18 protein-coding genes are annotated in these 17,625 nt (G+C 60.5%); 8 read left to right on the top strand and 10 right to left on the bottom strand.

The window, feature by feature from the left end; translation table 11 throughout:
* The first annotated feature begins 11 nt into the window (after positions 1-11).
* Positions 12-545 carry a DUF192 domain-containing protein gene (locus tag PRZ03_RS04875; RefSeq protein WP_273599261.1) on the top strand — a complete coding sequence of 178 codons (534 nt, stop codon included), beginning with the start codon at positions 12-14 and terminating at the stop codon, positions 543-545.
* Between the two features lie 14 nt (positions 546-559).
* Here the strand turns inward: PRZ03_RS04875 and PRZ03_RS04870 are convergent, their stop codons facing one another.
* From PRZ03_RS04870 to xseA, 4 genes are all read right to left on the bottom strand, one after another.
* Positions 560-1,999 carry a sensor histidine kinase gene (locus PRZ03_RS04870; RefSeq protein WP_273599260.1) on the bottom strand — a complete coding sequence of 480 codons (1,440 nt, stop codon included), beginning with the start codon at positions 1,997-1,999 and terminating at the stop codon, positions 560-562.
* Positions 1,986-2,693: a response regulator gene (locus PRZ03_RS04865; protein WP_273599259.1), complete on the bottom strand. Its 708-nt coding sequence runs from the start codon at positions 2,691-2,693 to the stop codon at positions 1,986-1,988. Before PRZ03_RS04865 ends, PRZ03_RS04870 begins: the two co-directional genes overlap by 14 nt.
* Positions 2,694-2,805: 112 nt before the next feature.
* Positions 2,806-3,387 carry a superoxide dismutase gene (locus tag PRZ03_RS04860; RefSeq protein ID WP_273599258.1) on the bottom strand — a complete coding sequence of 194 codons (582 nt, stop codon included), beginning with the start codon at positions 3,385-3,387 and terminating at the stop codon, positions 2,806-2,808.
* Between the two features lie 99 nt (positions 3,388-3,486).
* Positions 3,487-4,782: an exodeoxyribonuclease VII large subunit gene (xseA, locus tag PRZ03_RS04855; protein WP_273599257.1), complete on the bottom strand. Its 1,296-nt coding sequence runs from the start codon at positions 4,780-4,782 to the stop codon at positions 3,487-3,489.
* A gap of 374 nt (positions 4,783-5,156) precedes the next feature.
* Here xseA and PRZ03_RS04850 point away from each other — a divergent pair, with 374 nt between their 5' ends.
* From PRZ03_RS04850 to PRZ03_RS04820, 7 genes are all read left to right on the top strand, one after another.
* Complete coding sequence (locus PRZ03_RS04850) at positions 5,157-5,774, top strand: MotA/TolQ/ExbB proton channel family protein (RefSeq protein WP_263532072.1); 618 nt, start codon at positions 5,157-5,159, stop codon at positions 5,772-5,774.
* A 7-nt stretch (positions 5,775-5,781) separates the two neighbouring features.
* A complete protein-coding gene (locus tag PRZ03_RS04845; protein WP_263532071.1) occupies positions 5,782-6,198 on the top strand; it encodes an ExbD/TolR family protein in 417 nt (138 codons plus the stop codon).
* Positions 6,199-6,233: 35 nt separating this feature from the next.
* Entirely contained in the window at positions 6,234-7,307 is a 1,074-nt protein-coding gene (gene lpxK, locus PRZ03_RS04840; protein WP_273599351.1) for a tetraacyldisaccharide 4'-kinase, read from the top strand.
* Positions 7,300-7,521: a Trm112 family protein gene (locus PRZ03_RS04835; RefSeq protein WP_273599256.1), complete on the top strand. Its 222-nt coding sequence runs from the start codon at positions 7,300-7,302 to the stop codon at positions 7,519-7,521. The genes lpxK and PRZ03_RS04835 overlap by 8 nt, the downstream gene beginning before the upstream one ends.
* Positions 7,518-8,294 (top strand): 3-deoxy-manno-octulosonate cytidylyltransferase, encoded by a 777-nt coding sequence (kdsB, locus tag PRZ03_RS04830; protein WP_273599255.1) that lies wholly within the window; start codon positions 7,518-7,520, stop codon positions 8,292-8,294. The genes PRZ03_RS04835 and kdsB overlap by 4 nt, the downstream gene beginning before the upstream one ends.
* A 154-nt stretch (positions 8,295-8,448) precedes the next feature.
* Positions 8,449-9,102, top strand: coding sequence for an adenylate kinase (adk, locus tag PRZ03_RS04825; RefSeq protein ID WP_273599254.1), 654 nt, complete (start codon positions 8,449-8,451; stop codon positions 9,100-9,102).
* Positions 9,103-9,183: 81 nt separating this feature from the next.
* The gene (locus PRZ03_RS04820) at positions 9,184-9,942 is read left to right on the top strand and encodes a 3-hydroxyacyl-CoA dehydrogenase (RefSeq protein ID WP_263532067.1); all 759 of its coding nucleotides are present in this window, start codon (positions 9,184-9,186) and stop codon (positions 9,940-9,942) included.
* Between the two features lie 137 nt (positions 9,943-10,079).
* Here the strand turns inward: PRZ03_RS04820 and PRZ03_RS04815 are convergent, their stop codons facing one another.
* From PRZ03_RS04815 to PRZ03_RS04790, 6 genes are all read right to left on the bottom strand, one after another.
* Positions 10,080-11,333 carry a hypothetical protein gene (locus PRZ03_RS04815; RefSeq protein WP_273599253.1) on the bottom strand — a complete coding sequence of 418 codons (1,254 nt, stop codon included), beginning with the start codon at positions 11,331-11,333 and terminating at the stop codon, positions 10,080-10,082.
* A 114-nt stretch (positions 11,334-11,447) separates the two neighbouring features.
* The gene (locus tag PRZ03_RS04810) at positions 11,448-11,879 is read right to left on the bottom strand and encodes an ExbD/TolR family protein (protein WP_273599252.1); all 432 of its coding nucleotides are present in this window, start codon (positions 11,877-11,879) and stop codon (positions 11,448-11,450) included.
* Positions 11,880-11,894: 15 nt separating this feature from the next.
* Positions 11,895-12,323, bottom strand: coding sequence for an ExbD/TolR family protein (locus PRZ03_RS04805; RefSeq protein WP_273599251.1), 429 nt, complete (start codon positions 12,321-12,323; stop codon positions 11,895-11,897).
* A 38-nt stretch (positions 12,324-12,361) separates the two neighbouring features.
* Positions 12,362-13,204 (bottom strand): MotA/TolQ/ExbB proton channel family protein, encoded by an 843-nt coding sequence (locus tag PRZ03_RS04800; protein ID WP_273599250.1) that lies wholly within the window; start codon positions 13,202-13,204, stop codon positions 12,362-12,364.
* A gap of 90 nt (positions 13,205-13,294) precedes the next feature.
* Positions 13,295-13,942: a hypothetical protein gene (locus PRZ03_RS04795; RefSeq protein ID WP_263532062.1), complete on the bottom strand. Its 648-nt coding sequence runs from the start codon at positions 13,940-13,942 to the stop codon at positions 13,295-13,297.
* Between the two features lie 504 nt (positions 13,943-14,446).
* On the bottom strand, positions 14,447-17,350 hold the full coding sequence (locus PRZ03_RS04790; protein ID WP_273599249.1) for a TonB-dependent receptor plug domain-containing protein: 2,904 nt from the start codon (positions 17,348-17,350) through the stop codon (positions 14,447-14,449).
* Positions 17,351-17,625: the final 275 nt, after the last annotated feature.

Raw genomic sequence — 17,625 nt, 5'->3', positions numbered from 1 at the left:
AGGCAAACCAAATGATATATATCAAGACCACCAGTTTTCTTAAGCGTTTTCACCACGCTGGCGGCGCACCGCACGCCAGCCTGTCGCCTCGAATCCACAAGTCAGCCGCCTTGCTCGCCCTGCTATGCGCCGGCTTGCTCGGCAACCCGTCAGCCATGGCGCAAGACAGGCCGCAAAGCCTGCCCGCCATCAAGCTCGGTGCCGGCATGCATGTGATCAGCGCCGAAGTCGCACAGTCCCCCGAGCAGCGCGCCATTGGTCTGATGAACCGGCCCAGCATGGGCGCCAACGAGGGCATGCTATTTGTCTTTGAGGAAGCCAATCCGCAATGCTTCTGGATGAAGAACACCTTGCTGCCGCTGTCAATTGCCTTCATCGCCGATGACGGCAGCGTCGTCAATATCGCCGAGATGAAGCCGCAGTCGCTCGATTCACATTGCTCCACCAAGCCCGTGCGTTATGCGCTGGAGATGAATCAAGGCTGGTTTGCCAAGCGCGGCATCAAGGCCGGCAGCAAACTGACCGGCCGGCCCTGGGGGCAATAAGCGCCGGGCGAATATCAGCGCGAGGGCAGCACCCAGCGCACCCGCAGGCCCGCAAACTCGGGCCGCGTCTGAACCGACCAAGTGCCGCCCAGCCGCGTGATCACCTCATAGGCAATCGTCAAGCCAAGACCGCTGCCGCCGCTGCTGTCGTCACTGCGGGTATCGGCCCGCTCGCCGCGCCAAAAGGCCTCGGTCAGGCGCGGCAGATCGGCCGGCGCCACGCCCGCGCCGTCGTCCTCGATATCGATCTGAACCGCGTCGGCCAGCGTCCGCACGGTCACCAGCATTTGATTGCCGCCGTAGCGCAAGGCGTTGTCCAGCACATTGGCGAGTGCCTCACCCAGCCAAAGCGAATCTGCTCGGGCCAGCACCGGTTGGCTCGGCAGTTCCAGCAGCAAGCTGCGGCCTTGCCGGGCGGCACGCAGGGCGAAGGGCTCGGCCGCCTCCCGCAAGAGCGGCCTCAGGTCTTGGTAGGCGGCTTGACCGTGCGCATTCTGAAGCGCAATCTGTGGCGCACTCTGCGAGCGCACCAAGCTCAGCAACTGCCCAATCAAACGGGCCAGCCTGTCGCTGGACTGCAGCAAGGCCGTCAACACAGGCTGCCAAGCGCTGGCTTGCACGCCCTGGTATTGACTCAGCTCGGAAGCTAACTCCTGCGTCAGCACGCGCAGACCCGCGACCGGCGTACGCAGTTGATGGGCGGCGTCCGCCACAAAGCGACGCTGCACCGCCACCGATTGCTGCACATCTGCCAGCAAGCTGTTGATGCGCTCGATCAACGGCGCGACCTCGGCCGGCACACCCTCGATAGGCAAAGAGCGCAGATCATCGGGCGCTCGCCGCTCGACCTCCCGCGCCACCGCGCGCAAGGGCGCCAAGCCCCGCCTAATGCCCCAATTCAGCAGCGCCACGGTCAAAAGCGCAATGGACAAGGTCGGCAAAACCATGGCCAAAGACACATCGCGCAAGAGCCGGCTCCGCTTGCTGCTGGCCTCCAACTTGATCACGGTGACACTGCGATCCAACATCGGCGAGCGCAAGGAGAACTGCGCCCCGCGCACACGCTGCCCCTGAAACTCGGCGTCGAATAACTGTGGCTGGCCAAAACTCTGATGCCGCAAGGCCGGGCGCGGCAGCGTCGCGTCGCCGGCCAGCACCTGGCCGGACTCATCCAGCAAAACAAAGCGATTGGGCGTCTCGCCGTCCCAGTTCAAGAGCTCCAGCGCTTGCCGGCTGATATCCAGCAAAGGGCCACGATCGGTCCACACCAGCTTGGCAGCCAGGGCGACGGTTTCGTCCTGCAGCCCACGGTCAAAGGCCGCGTTAGCGCCTGCCGTGGACAACCAGGAGGCCACCGCCACCGCTGCGGCAAGGCCCAGCAGCCACATCCAAACCAGCGGCACCAGCAGTTGCCGGCGCAAGCTCAAGCGCCGCATGCGTTCAAGCCGGGCCATCACCTGGCTCACTGGGCACGCAGGGCTGCGCACAGCATTCCAGCACATAGCCGAAGCCGCGCACCGTGCGTATCGCCAGCCCTAACTCGCCCAGCCGCTTGCGCAGTCTGTGCACATAGACCTCGACCGAGTTCTCGCTGAAATCCGCTTCCCAGCTCGACAAGCGCGCGACGATCGCATCCTTGCTGACGACGCGCCCGACCCGCTGCATCAGCATCTCGGTCAGAGCGAACTCACGCGGACTCAGATAGACCGCCTCACCCATATAGCTGAGCTCACGGTGCGACAGGTCCATCTTCAAATCACCGACCGATAGGGTCTCGCTGACGCGCCCTTCGGCGCGGCGTTTGAGCGCCCGCAGCCGCGCGATCAACTCCGGCAGATCAAAGGGTTTGACCAAATAGTCATCGGCACCGGCATTCAAACCGGCTACGCGGTCAGACAACTCATCACGCGCCGTCAACAGCAGCACCGGCTGTTTGGCTCCCGCCGAGCGCCACGCCCGCAGCACCGTCATGCCGTCCGCACCAGGCAGGCCCAAATCCAAAACCGCCAATTCATACAGATTGATCAAGCCCGGCGCCATCGCCTGGCGACCATCACCCAGGCAATCGACCTGCCAGCCCTCGCGCTCCAGCGCTCGGGTAACGCCCAAACTGAGCGCCGCATCATCTTCAACCAGCAATACACGCATGCCACCACCCCAAGCAAGCCAAAGCCAAGGCGTAAAAAAAAGGCCGGTCAACGACCGGCCTGCTTCAGTGAATCAAGCTCAGGCGTTCACGGGGCTTGCGCCCCGCGTGCGTTTAAGCAAAATTAGCCTGCGCAAAATCCCAGTTCGCCAGGTTGTTCAGGAAAGTCTCGACAAACTTGGGGCGCATATTGCGGTAGTCGATGTAGTAGGCATGCTCCCACACGTCAACGGTCAGCAAAGCCTTGTCGGCACCAGTCAGCGGCGTGCCGGCTGCGCCGGTGTTGACGATGTCGACCGAACCGTCGGCCTTCTTCACCAGCCAAGTCCAGCCCGAACCGAAGTTGCCGACTGCGCTCTTGGTGAAGGCTTCCTTGAAGGCATCAAAGGAGCCCCACTTGGCCGTGATGGCGTCAAGCAGCGCGCCGGTCGGTGCGCCGCCGCCGTTGGGCTTCATGCAGTTCCAGAAGAAAGTGTGGTTCCAGATCTGCGCAGCATTGTTGTAGATCGGGCCACTGGAAGCCTTGACGATGGCTTCCAGATCCATCGCCTCGAACTCCGTGCCTTTTTGCAGATTGTTCAGATTCACCACATAGGCGTTGTGATGCTTGCCGTGGTGAAACTCCAGCGTCTCGGCGCTGTAGTGAGGCGCCAGGGCGTCTTTGGCGTAGGGCAGTGCGGGCAGGGTATGTTCCATATCGATTCCTCGGTGAAAAAATGCTGGGGGGGGTAATGCGCTGTGGGCGCGATTCTAGGTCTTTGCGCAGGCGCCGTCTTGGCTGCCTGCAAGTGCCCTTCAGACTTTCGGTGTAGCAGCCAGTATTTGCATCTGCGCCTCACCGTCAGCTAAGACAGCATGCACTTGTTTACCCACCGCTAACTGCTGGACCGATGTGAGTGCGCGGCCCTGACCGTCGTCCAACCACGCATAGCCGCGAGCCAGGACCTGCCTGGGATCCAACGCTGCCAGCCGCGCCTCCAAGCCGGCCAAGAGTTGGTCCTGCTGGCGCGTCAAGACTGGAGCGGCACGCCTTACGCGCTGCTCCAGATGAGCCAAACGCTGCATCTGCATGGCCTGCACCTTGGGCAAGGCCTGCGTCCAACGCTGGGTCAATAGAGCGACGTGCCGACGCTGACGGGCCAGCATCTCGGTCGGCCGCGCCAAGCGCAGCGCCACCCGGTCAAGGCGCTGCGCGGCCAGATCCAAGCGCTGCTGCACGCGCCGAGTCAAGGCGCTGGACAAGCCGGCCAAGGCATCCAGATTGGCCTGCCGGGATGGCGCGGCCAACTCCGCGGCGGCGGTCGGCGTCGGCGCCCGCAGGTCCGCGGCCAGGTCGGACAAGGTGATGTCTGTTTCATGGCCGACGCCGCAGATCACAGGCAGGCCAGAGCCCGCCACGGCCCGCACCACACGCTCATCGTTGAAAGCCCAGAGGTCCTCCAGCGAGCCGCCGCCGCGCACCAGCAGCAAGGCATCCACCTCGGCGCGGGCATTGGCCAGTTGCAGCGCGGCGACCAGCGCCGCCGGCGCCTGCTCGCCCTGCACCACGCTCGGATAAACAATCACTTCAACATGGGGCGCGCGCCGAGCCAAGGCCGTCAGCACGTCATGCAAAGCGGCACCGGCGGTGGAGGTAATGACGCCGAGCCGGCTGGGAAAGGCCGGCAAGGGCCGCTTGGCGCTCGCATCGAACAGCCCTTGCGCTTCGAGCTTGGCCTTCAAGCGCAAAAACTGCTCATACAGCGCACCGGCACCGGCCCGGCGCATGCCTTCGACCACAAACTGCAACTCGCCGCGCGGCTCGTACAGCGTCAGCCGGCCGCGCATTTCGACCAAGGCGCCGTCGCCTGGCGCAAAGTCCAGCAGGCTGGCCGCGCGGCGGAACATTGCACAGCGCAGCATCGCGGTTTGGCCGTTAGCGTCTTTCAGGTTGAAATAACAATGCCCACTTGCCGCGCGGGTAAAACCGGACAACTCCCCCCCCACGACACAGACGGCGAAGCGCGTGTTGAGGCTCTCCGCCACCGCTGCCAGCAAGGCAGCCACGCCCCAGACCGGACGCGGCGCAGCGGCTTGCGGGCGCTCAAACATGAGCGCAGCCCCAGCCCGAAGAAGACGAGAACTCCACAGCACAGCCAATCATGGCCCGAACGGCGATTTGGCGCGTCACGGCGCTGACATAAGCATATAAACGCTTGTTTTTCAAGATCTTTTTCCTGCCCAAGAATTAAGCAATTTATCCTCAGGCCTTGTTTTTCGGGCTTTGGCGGCCACTAGAACCCGCTTGCCCACAAAGTTATCCACAGCAAAAGTGGATTGTTGGCCAGCGCCTCACCAGAACATGGCGACCAAAATTGTGCCCAAAACCCTGCCTCGGTTCGGGCCATAATCGCCCGCACGCCGGCAGACCGGTGCCAACTTGGCGTCCGCCTGCTATTTCAGCTTTTTTGCACAGGGGTCGCCCGTTGTTTTCGATCATACAAGCCGCCGGTTGGCCAATATGGCCCTTGCTCCTTTGCTCCGTCATCGCCCTGGCCCTGATCATCGAACGTTTCTCCAGCCTGCGCGCTAGCCGTGTGGCGCCCACGCGCTTGCTCGATGAGGTGCTGGGCCTGACCAGCCAAAGCCTGCCCACCCCGGACGTGGTCAATCGCTTGGCCGAGCATTCATTGCTGGGTCAAGTGCTGGCAGCAGGCCTGCGCGCCGTGAGCAGCGAGCCCAAGCTGCCGGCAGCCAAGCTGCAACAAGTGTTCGAGTTGGCGGGCCGCCGCGCCATCCATCAGCTAGAACGTTACTTGAACACCTTGGGCACCATCGCTACTGCCGCCCCGCTCTTGGGTTTGCTAGGCACGGTGGTGGGCATGATTGAAATTTTCGGCAGCCAAGGCGGAGCCGGGGGCAACCCGGCACAAATGGCCCATGGCATTTCGGTGGCGCTCTACAACACCGCACTGGGTCTGATGGTGGCGATTCCATCGCTGATGTTTTACCGCTATTTCCGCGGCCGGGTCGAGGAGTATGTGCTGGAGCTGGAACAGTCCAGCGACCGCATGCTGAGCCATCTGCAACGCTTCACGGGCTGACAAAGCGATGAAGTTCAGACAGCGCCGCAGCGAAGAGCCGGAGATCAACCTGATCCCATTCATCGACGTCTTGTTGGTGGTTTTGATCTTTTTGATGCTTTCGACCACTTATTCGAAATTCACCGAGTTGCAGATCACCCTGCCGGTGGCCGACGCCGAGAAGCTCAAAGACCGTCCGCGCGAGATCATCGTCGCGGTCGCGGCAGATGGTCGCTATGTTGTCAATTCGCAGCCGGTAGAGGGGCGCGCCGTGGAACTGCTGAGCGCGGCGATGAGCCAGGCTTCTGAAGGCCGCGCGGACAGCGTGGTGATCGTCTCGGCGGACGCCGCAGCGGCCCACCAGTCGGTCATCAATGTGATGGATGCGGCACGCCGCGCCGGCCTATCTCACCTGACCTTTGCGGCACAAGCCAATGCGCAGTGATCGTGCAATGAGCGCGACGTGCTGACCCCTTGAACGTGAACGTCTGGGCCCAGCGCTTGCAAGCGCAGTGGTACGGCGGAGGCGCCCTCGCCGCCTCGCTCAGACCGCTGGCTTGGGTTTATGGCCTCTTGCTGTGGATTCGCTCGCAGCTCTACCGAAGCGGCTGGCTGCGCACCGAACAGCTCGCTGTGCCTGTCATTGTGGTGGGCAACTGGATCGTTGGCGGCGCCGGCAAGACCCCCACCATCCTCGCCCTGCTGAAGCAGCTGCAAGCACTTGGCATCCAGGTCGGTGTGATCTCGCGCGGCTACGGCCGCAGCGAAGACGCGCCGCGCCTGGTCAGCCAAGACAGCACGGCGGCTCAGGTCGGCGATGAGCCGCTATTGATCCACCTGCGCAGCGGTGCACCGGTGGCCGTGGCGAGCGACCGGGTCGCCGCCGCCAAGCTCTTGCTGCAGGCGCGGCCAGGCTTGCAACTGCTGCTCAGCGATGATGGCTTGCAGCATCTGCGCCTGCCGCGCCAATTGTCGGTGCTGCTGTTTGATGAGCGCGGCTTGGGCAATGGCCAACTGCTGCCTGCCGGCCCCTTGCGCCAAACAGCCAGCAGCCATGTGGCGGCGCATGAGTTGGTGCTCTATAACGCCCAACGCCCCAGCACGGCATTGCCGGGCTATCTGGCCCATCGCAGCCTGGCCGGTGCGGTCAGCCTGGCGGGCTGGTGGCGCGGCGAGCCGGCGAGCAGCGAAGCCCTGGCTGCGCTGCGCGGCCGCCCGGTTTTGGCCACCGCCGGCATGGCCCATCCGCAACGCTTTTTTGACATGCTGAGCGACGCCGGGCTGACGATACAAGCCATCCCCTTGGCCGACCATTTCGATTTCAGCAGCCTGCCTTGGCAAAGTACGGCCTATGTAGGCATGGAGGACGTGCTGCTGACCGAGAAAGACGCAGTCAAGCTGCTGCCCGCACGGGCCCTCAAGGGCTCCAAAACCATGCGGGTCTGGGTGGTGGCGCTAGACTTCAGCCCCGAACAAGCCTTTCAGCAGGCCTTGCAAACGCATGTGGAGCGTTTGCTGCGTCCTGCCAACAACCTGACCCCGAAAAATGGATAAGCAATTGCTGGAACTGTTGGTCTGCCCCCTGTGCAAGGGGCCACTGGAGCTCAAGCGCAGTGAATCTGCCCAGGAACTGATCTGCTATGCCGACAGACTGGCCTACCCCATACGCGACGGCATCCCCCTGATGTTGGAAAACGAGGCTCGCGCCATTGACCCAGAAACCGAGACCCGCCCCGAAGCTCGGACTACGCGCCACTTGAACCCATGAGTTTCAGCGTTATCGTGCCGGCGCGGCTGGCCTCCAGCCGCCTGCCCAACAAGCCCCTGGCCGATATCGAAGGCCAGCCCATGATCGTACGGGTGGCTCAGCGCGCGGCGCTGTCAAAGGCGACTCAAGTCGTTGTGGCCACCGACTCGCCGCTCATCATCGACGCCTGCCGCGCGCATGGTGTGCGGGCCTTGCTGACTCGTGCCGATCATGTGTCCGGCAGCGACCGGCTCGCCGAGGCCTGCGAGCAGTTGGGCCTGGACGGACAAGACCTGGTCGTCAATGTGCAAGGAGACGAGCCGCTGATTGCGCCGGCGATGATCGATGCTTGCGCCGAGTTGCTCAAAGCGCGGCCGCAATGCGTGATGAGCACGGTGGCCCATGCGCTGGATGACGCCGCAGAGTTCGCCAACCCGAATGTGGTCAAGGTGGTGCTGGACGCCCAGGGGCTGGCCCTGTATTTCTCACGCGCCCCCATTCCCTGGTGGCGTGACGGATCAAGCGCCACCCAAGCGAATCTTGCGGCCGCAGGCGCCTTGCGCCATGTCGGAATGTATGCCTATCACGCGGGCTTTTTACGGCGCTTCCCGACCTTGACCACCAGCCCGCTGGAGCAAATTGAGTCACTGGAGCAGTTGCGGGTCTTGTGGCATGGCGAGCGCATCGCGGTGTACGTCAGCCCCGACAAGCCCGGGCCCGGCGTGGACACGCCGGAAGACTTGGCGCGTGTGCGGGCCATCTTCGCAGCCTCGCAATCACGCCAAGTTACATAGAGGAACAAGCTATGCCTGCGTCAGGCTAACGTAGGCTTGCCCATGCTATCCTCGCCCGCTATCAACACGCGTGCCACTGTGCATCACGCGTGTGCCCGTTGGAAGAGCCGCCGAGCCAGACCGGCGCCTGTTTTGAGACATAACAAGGAGACCCATGCGACTGATTCTTCTGGGCGCCCCCGGCGCCGGCAAAGGCACTCAAGCTGCCTTCATCTGCCAAAAATTCGGCATCCCGCAAATCTCGACCGGGGACATGTTGCGCGCTGCCGTCAAGGCCGGCACCGACATGGGGATTGCCGCCAAAAAGGTGATGGACGCTGGCGGCTTGGTTGGTGATGACATCATCATCGGTCTGGTGAAAGAGCGCATCGCTCAGCCCGATTGCGCAAACGGATTTTTGTTCGATGGTTTCCCCCGCACCATCCCCCAAGCCGACGCCATGAAGGCCGCCGGCGTCAAGCTGGACTTGGTACTGGAAATCGACGTGCCGGACAGCGCCATCATTGAGCGCATGAGCGGGCGCCGCGTGCACCCTGCCTCGGGCCGCACCTACCATGTCAAATTCAACCCGCCCAAGGTCGATGGCATCGACGACGCTACCGGCGAAGCCCTGGTGCAGCGTGATGACGACAAGGAAGAAACCGTACGCAAGCGCCTGGAGGTCTATCAGGCTCAAACTCGGCCGCTGGTAGATTACTACTCGAAGTGGGCGGCAGAAGGCGACGCTAACGCCCCCAAGTATCGGTGCATCGCCGGCATCGGGACGGTCGATGAGATTACCCAGCGCGCCTTGACAGCGCTGGCCTAATTCGCAGCTAAAGCCGCTTGATTGCGGCTTTATTTTTGACTGACAATTGACGCTTACGTAAACGTCAACTCGAGGATTGAAATGGACATCGCAGGCAAGGTATTTATCGTCACCGGCGGAGCGTCGGGCTTGGGTGAAGGCACGGCACGCATGTTGACCGCACATGGCGCAACCGTCGTCATTGCCGACTTGCAGACCGAGCGTGGTGAGGCCTTGGCGGCTGAGTTGGGGGGTGCTTTTGTGCGCGCCGACGTCAGCCAGGAGGCCGATGGGCAGGCCGTGGTCGCCAAGGCTTTGGAGTTGGGTCCGCTGTTTGGCCTGGTCAATTGCGCCGGCATTGCACCCGCCGCCAAAACAGTGGGCAAGGAAGGCGCACATTCTTTGGCTGCCTTCAGCAAGGTCGTGACGGTCAATTTGATCGGCTCTTTCAATATGATCCGCCTGGCCGCAGAGGCCATGTGCAAGAACCAGCCCGAGCCCACCGGCGAGCGTGGCGTCTTGATCTCTACCGCCTCGGTCGCGGCCTACGACGGCCAAATCGGGCAGGCGGCCTATGCGGCGTCAAAGGGTGGCGTGGTCGGCATGACCCTGCCTATCGCCCGTGATCTGGCGCGCAACGGCATCCGCAATATGACCATCGCGCCGGGCATTTTCGGCACGCCGATGTTGTTCGGCATGCCTCAGGAAGTGCAGGACGCGTTGGCGGCCAATGTGCCCTTCCCTTCGCGCCTGGGCACACCGGCTGACTACGCCAAGCTGGTCCACCAGATCGTCACCAACGAGATGCTCAACGGGGAAGTAATCCGGCTCGACGGAGCGATCCGACTGGCACCAAAATAATGCTCTTGTGCGCCAGACCGCCCGAGAGTACTCACAAGTAGCTCTGGCACCAACTGACTAGACAAACAGTCCAGAATTGAAAAAGGGCCTGATCAAATCGATCAGGCCCTTTTCGCGTTCAGGAGGCTATGCAGCGATCAGCGCTTGGCGCCGCGTGTCTGCACAATCCACAGACGCGCCAGATCGGCTGCACCGTCGGTACCCTTGACGGTACGCCAAGTCGCCATTGCCTTGTTCGCATCACCGGCCATCATCTGCGCCATGCCCAGATAGAGCTTTGCATCTTCTGGACGCTTGAGCGCATCCTTTTCGATGCCAGCTTCGATCATCTTGACACCCTTGGCGGCCTCACCGCGGAAGGCATAGGCCAGACCCAAGGAGATCATGGCATTGCCGTCCTTGGATTCATTGGCCGCACGCTCGGCTTCCACTTGGCCTGCCTTGGCTTCAGCGATGCGCTTGTTCATCAGGTCCAGCAAACGCTTGTGACGCGCACCTTCGGCACCCTGACCCAAAACACCTGCGGCCAAGCCCTTGTCCACCACCGACTTGCCCTCTTCTGGGAAGCCAGCCTGAGCGGCCAGCTGCGCATACTCCATATAGTCATTGGCGTCACGCATATTGCCGGTCGCAAGCTTGAGGCGATAGACATCAAGCGTAAAGCGATCGGAGAAGCCCTTCTTCTGCGGCAGCGTGCCCAGCACCTGCGTCCACAGCTCCTTGCTGGGGTAATAGGTCAGCAGCTTGCCAATCGCCAATTGCTCGGCATTGCCATCCTTTTGACGCATGGCAGCGCTCAACAGCAAGTTGAGCTTGTCTTTTGACGGCGTACGGCCGGCCTTTTCATCGGCGTTGATCTCGGCCTCGGTGTCCTTGATGATGGCCCCCATATCGCCGGAATTGAACTGCGCCGTCGTCAAGACTTGCTTCATGGTGGCGCTGTTACCGCCTTCCTTGAAATAGCGCTGCGCCCAGGTCAGGGCGCGGGCATTGTCTTTGTTGCGCAGATAGGTGCCAGAGATCGACTCCATCATGCGCAACTGCTCAGGCTGAGCCAAACGACCGCTGGCCTTCAAGGCCTCGAAGCCTTTGACCATGGCCTCGGTATCACCGGCACCCGAAGCTGCCGCCACGCGCATCGCTTCGATGTTGTAGTTCTCGGTGGCATTGCGGCCGCTGACGGCTTCGGCTTCAGCGACCTTGCCCAGCGCTTCGCGGTACTTGCCGGCCTTGAACAAGGCGCTGGCATCCTTCAAGCTCTTGCCGACCGCAGGGCGCACGCCCTCGGACTGAGCATGCGCGGGCGCAAAGCCCAATTGACCATCGGGAGCCGCACCCATCACAAACGCCAGAGCGCCGACGGCAACCAGGGACAGTGTCTTTAACTTCATCGTTAGCTACTTTCTGCGAAAAATTTTGATCGTGACATTCAAGCGAAAAAAAACGCGCAGCCCCTACAGGCAGCGCGTCTCTCGTCTCACTCGATACTCATGTACCGAGCCGCGTCACTTGACGTATTGTTCGTTACCAACCATGCCCATCTTTTTGACACCGAGGCGCTGCGCCGCAGCCATCACGGCCGCAACACTGCCGTACTCGGCCAGCTTATTAGGCTTGATGTGCACTTCGGACTGATCGGGCTCAGCGGCCACTTCGGCCAGCTTTGCTTCAACCGAAGCATGATTGGCCAAAGCCACGCCGTCCCAGCTGACCGTGCCGTCAAAGTCGATGAAGACTTCATGCACAACCGGATCCTTCAAAGGAACCACATTGCTCGGTGGCGGCATATCCAGATTCACAGAATGCAACTGGATCGGGATGGTAATGATCAACATAACGATCAAGACCAACATCACGTCAATCAGAGGCGTCGTGTTGACGTCCATCATCACTTCGGGTTCGTCGCTGCCGGACGAACTACCTACATTCATACCCATGTCTTATCCCTTCAATCAGCCGCCACGCTCAGGTGGCTGCGTGACAAAGCTGACTTTCATGATGCCGGCGCGCTGAGCGGCATAAACCACACGCCCGACCGACTCGTAACGCGCGCCGCTGTCGCCGCGCACATGAAGTTCTGGCTGAGGGTTCAACACCGAAACCTTGCCCAAACGCTTGACCAACTCATCGGTGTCATTGACTGGGGTGGTGTTCCAATAGATTTCGCCATCCTTGGTCACCGAAATATCAATGTTCTCTGGCTTGGTCACCCGTGCAATATTGGTCTCAGCGGGCAGCTTGACCTTGACCGCACTGACGACCGCCGGAATGGTGATGAGGAAGATGATCAAGAGCACCAACATCACGTCCACGAGGGGTGTGGTGTTGATGGTCGAAACCACTTCGTCTTCGCCGGAAGAGGATCCGACATTCATGCCCATGTTGTCTTCTCCGCGTTAGGTTGATTTGAACGCGAGAATTAACGCTTGGTGACTTGACGGTTGCCCATCAGCACGCCGTGCAGGTCGCCAGCAAATGCCTTCACTTCGCCCATCACTTGCTTGTTGCGGTTGACCAACCAGTTGTAACCCAACACGGCTGGCACAGCAACGCCCAGACCGATGGCGGTCATGATCAGCGCTTCACCCACTGGACCGGCAACCTTGTCGATCGAAGCCTGGCCAGCAACACCGATCGCTGTCAGCGCTTGCAAAATACCCCACACCGTGCCGAACAAGCCGATGAACGGCGATGTCGAACCCACGGTCGCCAGGAAGCCCAGGCCAGTCTGAACGCGCGATTGCACGTCGTACACCGAGCGGTCGATATTCATCGTCACCCAGGTATTGCGGTCGATGTTCTCGGTCAACGCGCCTTCGTGATGCTCGGAAGCCTCAACCGCGTTGGCAGCAATGAAACGGAAGGCACTGCCTTCGCCCAGGCCCTTGATGCCGTCAGCCAAGGAAGCCTTCTTGAAGAAAGTGGCGCGAATTTCTTTCGCCTCTTTCGCCAGCTTGGAGGTATCCCACAGCTTGGTGATCAGGATGTACCAGCTACCCATGGACATGATCAGCAACAGAGCCAACACGCCCTTGGACACAGCATCGCCGTGATCGATCATGGCCTTCAGGCCGTATGGGTTGTCAGTGGACTTAGGAGCAGCGGCGGCAACCGGAGCTGCGGCTTCTGCGGCAGGAGCAGCGCCCTCAACCACAGCCGAAGCTGCGTCAGCAGGCTTGGCTTCTTGAGCGTGGACAGGGGAAACAGCGATTGCCGTGGCAAAAGCGATGGCGGCGAACAGGCCGGAAATACGAGAGATCATGGAGTCAGCTCCTGCGGATGAAATCGAAACAAAAAAGATGAAACAAGGCCGGCGGATAGACCGACCTCGAAGATGGGACTTGGTGAGTTCTTATTCGATCTTGAATTGGAACTCTTGCTCGAACACGTGGTCACCTGGGCATTCATAGGTGTCCCGCAGCGTTTCTTCGATCGCCGCAATCAGCGCTCGCTGAGCCTTGCGATCAACACCGCTGCGCAAGCTTTGCACCTCGATGCCGGACACACGGCCCGACTTCACCGTTGCAACGACCCGGAACAAGGCCTCGCCGCTCCAGTTCACTGAAGGCACTTCTGGCTTGCCCATTTTCGTGCAAACCATACCTGCCTTAACAGGACCGGTACGCACTGGCGGCGGAGCCGGTGGTGCTGCAGCCACGGGAGGCTTGGCCGCTTGCACCTGCTGCTGCGGAGGAGCTACTTGCGTGGAGGCAATAGCCGGCGCCGGAGGTGCGGGTGCCGTCACCTGAAACTCAGGAGGCGGAATAAATGGCGGCGGTGGCGCTTTCAGATCCGGTGGCGGCAGCTCGATCTTCTTGATCTCCTCTGGCGGCTTGACCTTCTCTTCAATCACCTTAGTCTCAATCGGACCCGTGACAGCTTCCACCGCCTTACGAGCCAAACCACTGGCAATCAGCCACACGAACAGGACGTGGATCAAAACCACGATACCGATGCCCATGAAACGTGACGGACCTTCCTTTTCCTGCGCAAAGTTCATGCGCGCTCCTTCATAAGACTGCGAAATTCTTCCATCAAGACGCGAGAGCAATGTTCCGCCCTGCGCAGTGCCCGTCTCGAACCTGAGGCTTTCATCTACTTGCTCGCCGCAGCGACCCCGCCATCACAGCAAGATCCCCATAACAACTCAAGTCAACCGATAGCCACTTCAAAAAAAATGCCCGTCAGCTTTTGGCCGCGGGCCTCACCAAAGGCGAGATCCTTACTTGCAGCTTGCAGCAAGAGCCCAAATCTTCAGCGCCCCGGATCATAAACGAGTTCGAAAGCCACCCGATCATGGGGATTTCCCGAAGAAGAACCCGGCACCAACCAGAGTTACCAAGCAGCGTCAAGCTCCTCTTCCGTCTGGTATTTTACTGGTATCAGCAAGACCGGACACTGCCATTAACCTAGGGTTTTCACTTATTTGTCACCATAAATTACAAAAGCCTGGCCGCAAAAAAAGCCCATGCATTGCATGGGCTTCGTCACTGCAGATTGAGGCTTAGAACTTGGCGTTAAAGCCCAAGGTAACCCGACGGCCCAGCGCGTCATAGACGACCGGATAGGTATTGCCGTTACCAAACGGAGCACCCGTATTCAAGACCGGCGGATCCTTGTCCAGCAAGTTGTTGATGCTGGCGCTGAGCGTGATGTTCTTGGTGAGCTTGTAGCCCATGGCCAAGTCAAGATAGCTGACAGCCTTGATGTTCGACTGGCTCTCAGCCACGTCTCCATGCAACTGCGGGTCGTCGCTGGTCAGCTGGTTTTTGGCGCTGCCGAAATAGCGCCATGTCAGCGTGGTCGACAAGCCGAACGGTGCCGTCCATGTGCCGCGCAACTTGTGGCGCCATGTTGGAGCTGGGTTGCCGCAGGTGGTACCGAAGTAGCCGGCGCAATCAAAAGCACCCTTGCCCGGCTGCGTTTCGGACTTGGCCTCCAACAGATAGGTTCCCATCACGCTGAAGTCCAGCTTGCCCATGTCGCCCATGCGCATGCCATAGTCCAGGCCGAAGTCGACGCCCTTGGTGCCGATCTTGGCCACGTTGATATTGGTCGAAATCACCTGCGCTTGTGGCAACAGCCACAGCGTACCCTTGCTGTCACGGGTGATCAGCTTGCAATAGGCTGGATTGCCGGTGTTCAAGCACTCATTCACCGTGCCGTCCGGCGGCAAGCTGCCGATCGCTTTTTCGATCTGGATGTCGAAATAGTCCACCGAGAAGGTCATGTCCTTGATCGGATTCAAAATCACGCCAAAGGTCATCGAATTTGATGTCTCGGGCTCCAGCAAGGGGTTGCCGCCGAACAGGCCGTTGTACTGACCCGCCGTGCTGTCCACGATCTTGCCGTATTGCGCAGCAGTCACGCCGGTGTTGGCGCATTGAGCTGCTGTTGCGGTAGGCTTATCGCCCGCGCAAGGGTCCGATTCCATATTGAACAAACCGCCCGCCTGGGACGAGAACAACTCGACCACATTGGGCGCGCGAACCGCAACTTGGTAGCTACCGCGAACCTTGATGTCCTTGATGGGCGACCAATCCAGGCCAGAACCCCAGGTATTGGTCTTCGGGCCAGTGCTGTAGTTAGAGTGGCGATAGGTGGCATTCAAGTTCAGTGCATAGGCCAAAGGCATGCGCTCGAACACAGGCACCCGAACCTCACCAAAGATGTCGGTCACCGAATACTCACCCTCGGTACCAATGGTTGGGCCGCCCTGGCCGGCCAAGTCACCGCTGGTAAAGGCCGCATCCGTTTCAAGTTGCAGGCGCTCGGTACGGCGCTCCAAGCCAAAAGCCACACCCACACCGCTCTTGGCGGTTGGCAACTTGATGCCGTATTCGGTCAAATCACCGGCCAAGCTGGCACCGAGTACTTGCTGCTCGGTGTAGCCCTTTTGAAAGCCGGGGGTGGCCAGATACTTCACCGCCGCAGGATCAACCTTGCCCAGTGACCAGATGTCATAAGGCACGCAGTTTGGGTCGACGCCGCTGGCGAAGCTGCGGCAAACCGGCTTGCCATTCTTGTCCGCCACCACGTCCATCGCGCGCTGAATACGAACAGTCGAGAAGTCGTTCTTGTACGTTTCTTGGTAGATCACCTTGCCGATCTGGGCAAATGCGTCATAGGACCAAGCGCCGATATCACCCTTGACACCGGTCACCGTGCGGTAAGAGGTGTGGCGAATGTGGTCCTGCCGCCCGCCGCCTTCAACGTTACGGCGCGCGATCTGCAAGTCCGCAGTGTCACCGGGCTTATTGAAAGTCGTTGGCGTATCTGCCTCTTGGTTGGATGCGTGCAACTGCGCCTTCCAATCTGCGGACAACAATGGATTCTCGAATTTGATCGAATTGACACCGGAAAAGTCGGTACCGAACAAGCCGCTAGGTGCGATCTGCGCCACCGTACTGTCATCGTGGAAGGAATTCAGCGTGTAAACGCGTACCTTGTCATTGATGTCGTAATGGGCGGAAGCGGTGACCGAGTAGCGCGTTGAGGGGCGCTGAAAGTAGTTGGTCGGGCCGAAGTTGAATACATCGGTGGCGGATTTAAATGGACGGGTATTTCCATTCGCATCTGCGACGGTGCGGCTTCCGGTATTGAGGAAGAAGCGGCCTGGGTAGCTGGTACTGGAGCCACCGCAGGTGAAGGTCGCGCCGGCTGGGTTCAGCGCGCAAGACGAAAAGTCGCGCTCCGACTGCAGCAATGCATCGGTTTGGTTGCGGGTGAAGTTGATGGTGGCATTGCCCTTGTTGTCGGCAAAGTTGCCGCCCATCGTCAAGTTGAACTCACGCACCTTGCCGTCGGCGCTCTTGTCGCCTGGCAATGCGAAACCGCGCGCCTCAACAATATTGGCGACCGAATTGCCTTGCTGGTGGTTGAAGAACTGGTAGCTGGCGTCGAACTCAACGCCCTGGAAGTTGTCCTTCAAGATGAAGTTGACCACACCGGCCACGGCATCGGCACCGTACACGGCCGAGGCGCCACCGGTCAGCACTTCAACGCGCTGAATCATCGAGACGGGGATTTGATTCAAGTCGGCGGCCACATTGCGCGGGCTACCAGCCGGCATGCGCCGACCATTGATCAGGACCAAGGTCCGGCTTGAACCCAGATTGCGCAAATTGACTGTCGCGGTGCCGGAGGCGCCGTTGGAGACCGAGCCGCCAAAGTCGGCCATCACCTGAGGCAGATTGTTCAACAAGCCCTCGGCGGTACGGATACCGTCGGCCCGGATCGACTCGGCGCTCAGCACGATGATGGGGCTGGTGCTTTCGGTGTCGATGGTACGAATGCGCGAGCCGGTCACTTCGACCCGTTGCAGGCTTTCCTGGGCCATTGCGACGCCGGACAGCGCGCTGCCCAAGGCCAACAAGACCGCGACATTGATGCGTTTTCTTTGGAACATTGTGAACTCCGTAATAGAAGAACTGGGGGTTGTGTATTGATGCGTACACAGGACAAGCCACAGCTGGGCCCAACACCATGCGGGAGCATGTTCGGCTCTGCATTCGGTAAATTGAGTGTCCTGCCGCGCTTCTCACATGCGCCCCCGTGATCTCCCTTAGAGACACAGCTATTACTTAATTCACCCCCCAAAACGGGCGTTTTCCCTAGGTAAAACGGAAGGTCAAATCGAGAAAACGTTGCCACAACGCGACGGCAAATCGATTCGATATAGGC

Source organism: Roseateles albus (assembly GCF_028595345.1).
Lineage (GTDB): Bacteria > Pseudomonadota > Gammaproteobacteria > Burkholderiales > Burkholderiaceae_C > Paucibacter_A > Paucibacter_A albus.
The sequence above is the reverse complement of the archived record's forward strand: the minus strand, read 5'-3'. Positions and strand labels throughout refer to the sequence as shown.

Excerpts from the sequence above, each read along its gene's own strand:
- PRZ03_RS04805 (WP_273599251.1), bottom strand. The coding sequence starts at position 12,323 with ATGGGCATGAATGTCGGATCCTCTTCCGGCGAAGACGAAGTGGTTTCG.
- adk (WP_273599254.1), top strand. The coding sequence starts at position 8,449 with ATGCGACTGATTCTTCTGGGCGCCCCCGGCGCCGGCAAAGGCACTCAA.
- kdsB (WP_273599255.1), top strand. The coding sequence starts at position 7,518 with ATGAGTTTCAGCGTTATCGTGCCGGCGCGGCTGGCCTCCAGCCGCCTG.
- PRZ03_RS04795 (WP_263532062.1), bottom strand. The coding sequence starts at position 13,942 with ATGAACTTTGCGCAGGAAAAGGAAGGTCCGTCACGTTTCATGGGCATC.
- PRZ03_RS04835 (WP_273599256.1), top strand. The coding sequence starts at position 7,300 with ATGGATAAGCAATTGCTGGAACTGTTGGTCTGCCCCCTGTGCAAGGGG.
- PRZ03_RS04860 (WP_273599258.1), bottom strand. The coding sequence starts at position 3,387 with ATGGAACATACCCTGCCCGCACTGCCCTACGCCAAAGACGCCCTGGCG.
- PRZ03_RS04820 (WP_263532067.1), top strand. The coding sequence starts at position 9,184 with ATGGACATCGCAGGCAAGGTATTTATCGTCACCGGCGGAGCGTCGGGC.
- PRZ03_RS04845 (WP_263532071.1), top strand. The coding sequence starts at position 5,782 with ATGAAGTTCAGACAGCGCCGCAGCGAAGAGCCGGAGATCAACCTGATC.
- PRZ03_RS04815 (WP_273599253.1), bottom strand. The coding sequence starts at position 11,333 with ATGAAGTTAAAGACACTGTCCCTGGTTGCCGTCGGCGCTCTGGCGTTT.
- PRZ03_RS04800 (WP_273599250.1), bottom strand. The coding sequence starts at position 13,204 with ATGATCTCTCGTATTTCCGGCCTGTTCGCCGCCATCGCTTTTGCCACG.
- PRZ03_RS04810 (WP_273599252.1), bottom strand. The coding sequence starts at position 11,879 with ATGGGTATGAATGTAGGTAGTTCGTCCGGCAGCGACGAACCCGAAGTG.
- PRZ03_RS04865 (WP_273599259.1), bottom strand. The coding sequence starts at position 2,693 with ATGCGTGTATTGCTGGTTGAAGATGATGCGGCGCTCAGTTTGGGCGTT.
- PRZ03_RS04875 (WP_273599261.1), top strand. The coding sequence starts at position 12 with ATGATATATATCAAGACCACCAGTTTTCTTAAGCGTTTTCACCACGCT.
- PRZ03_RS04870 (WP_273599260.1), bottom strand. The coding sequence starts at position 1,999 with ATGGCCCGGCTTGAACGCATGCGGCGCTTGAGCTTGCGCCGGCAACTG.
- PRZ03_RS04790 (WP_273599249.1), bottom strand. The coding sequence starts at position 17,350 with ATGTTCCAAAGAAAACGCATCAATGTCGCGGTCTTGTTGGCCTTGGGC.
- xseA (WP_273599257.1), bottom strand. The coding sequence starts at position 4,782 with ATGTTTGAGCGCCCGCAAGCCGCTGCGCCGCGTCCGGTCTGGGGCGTG.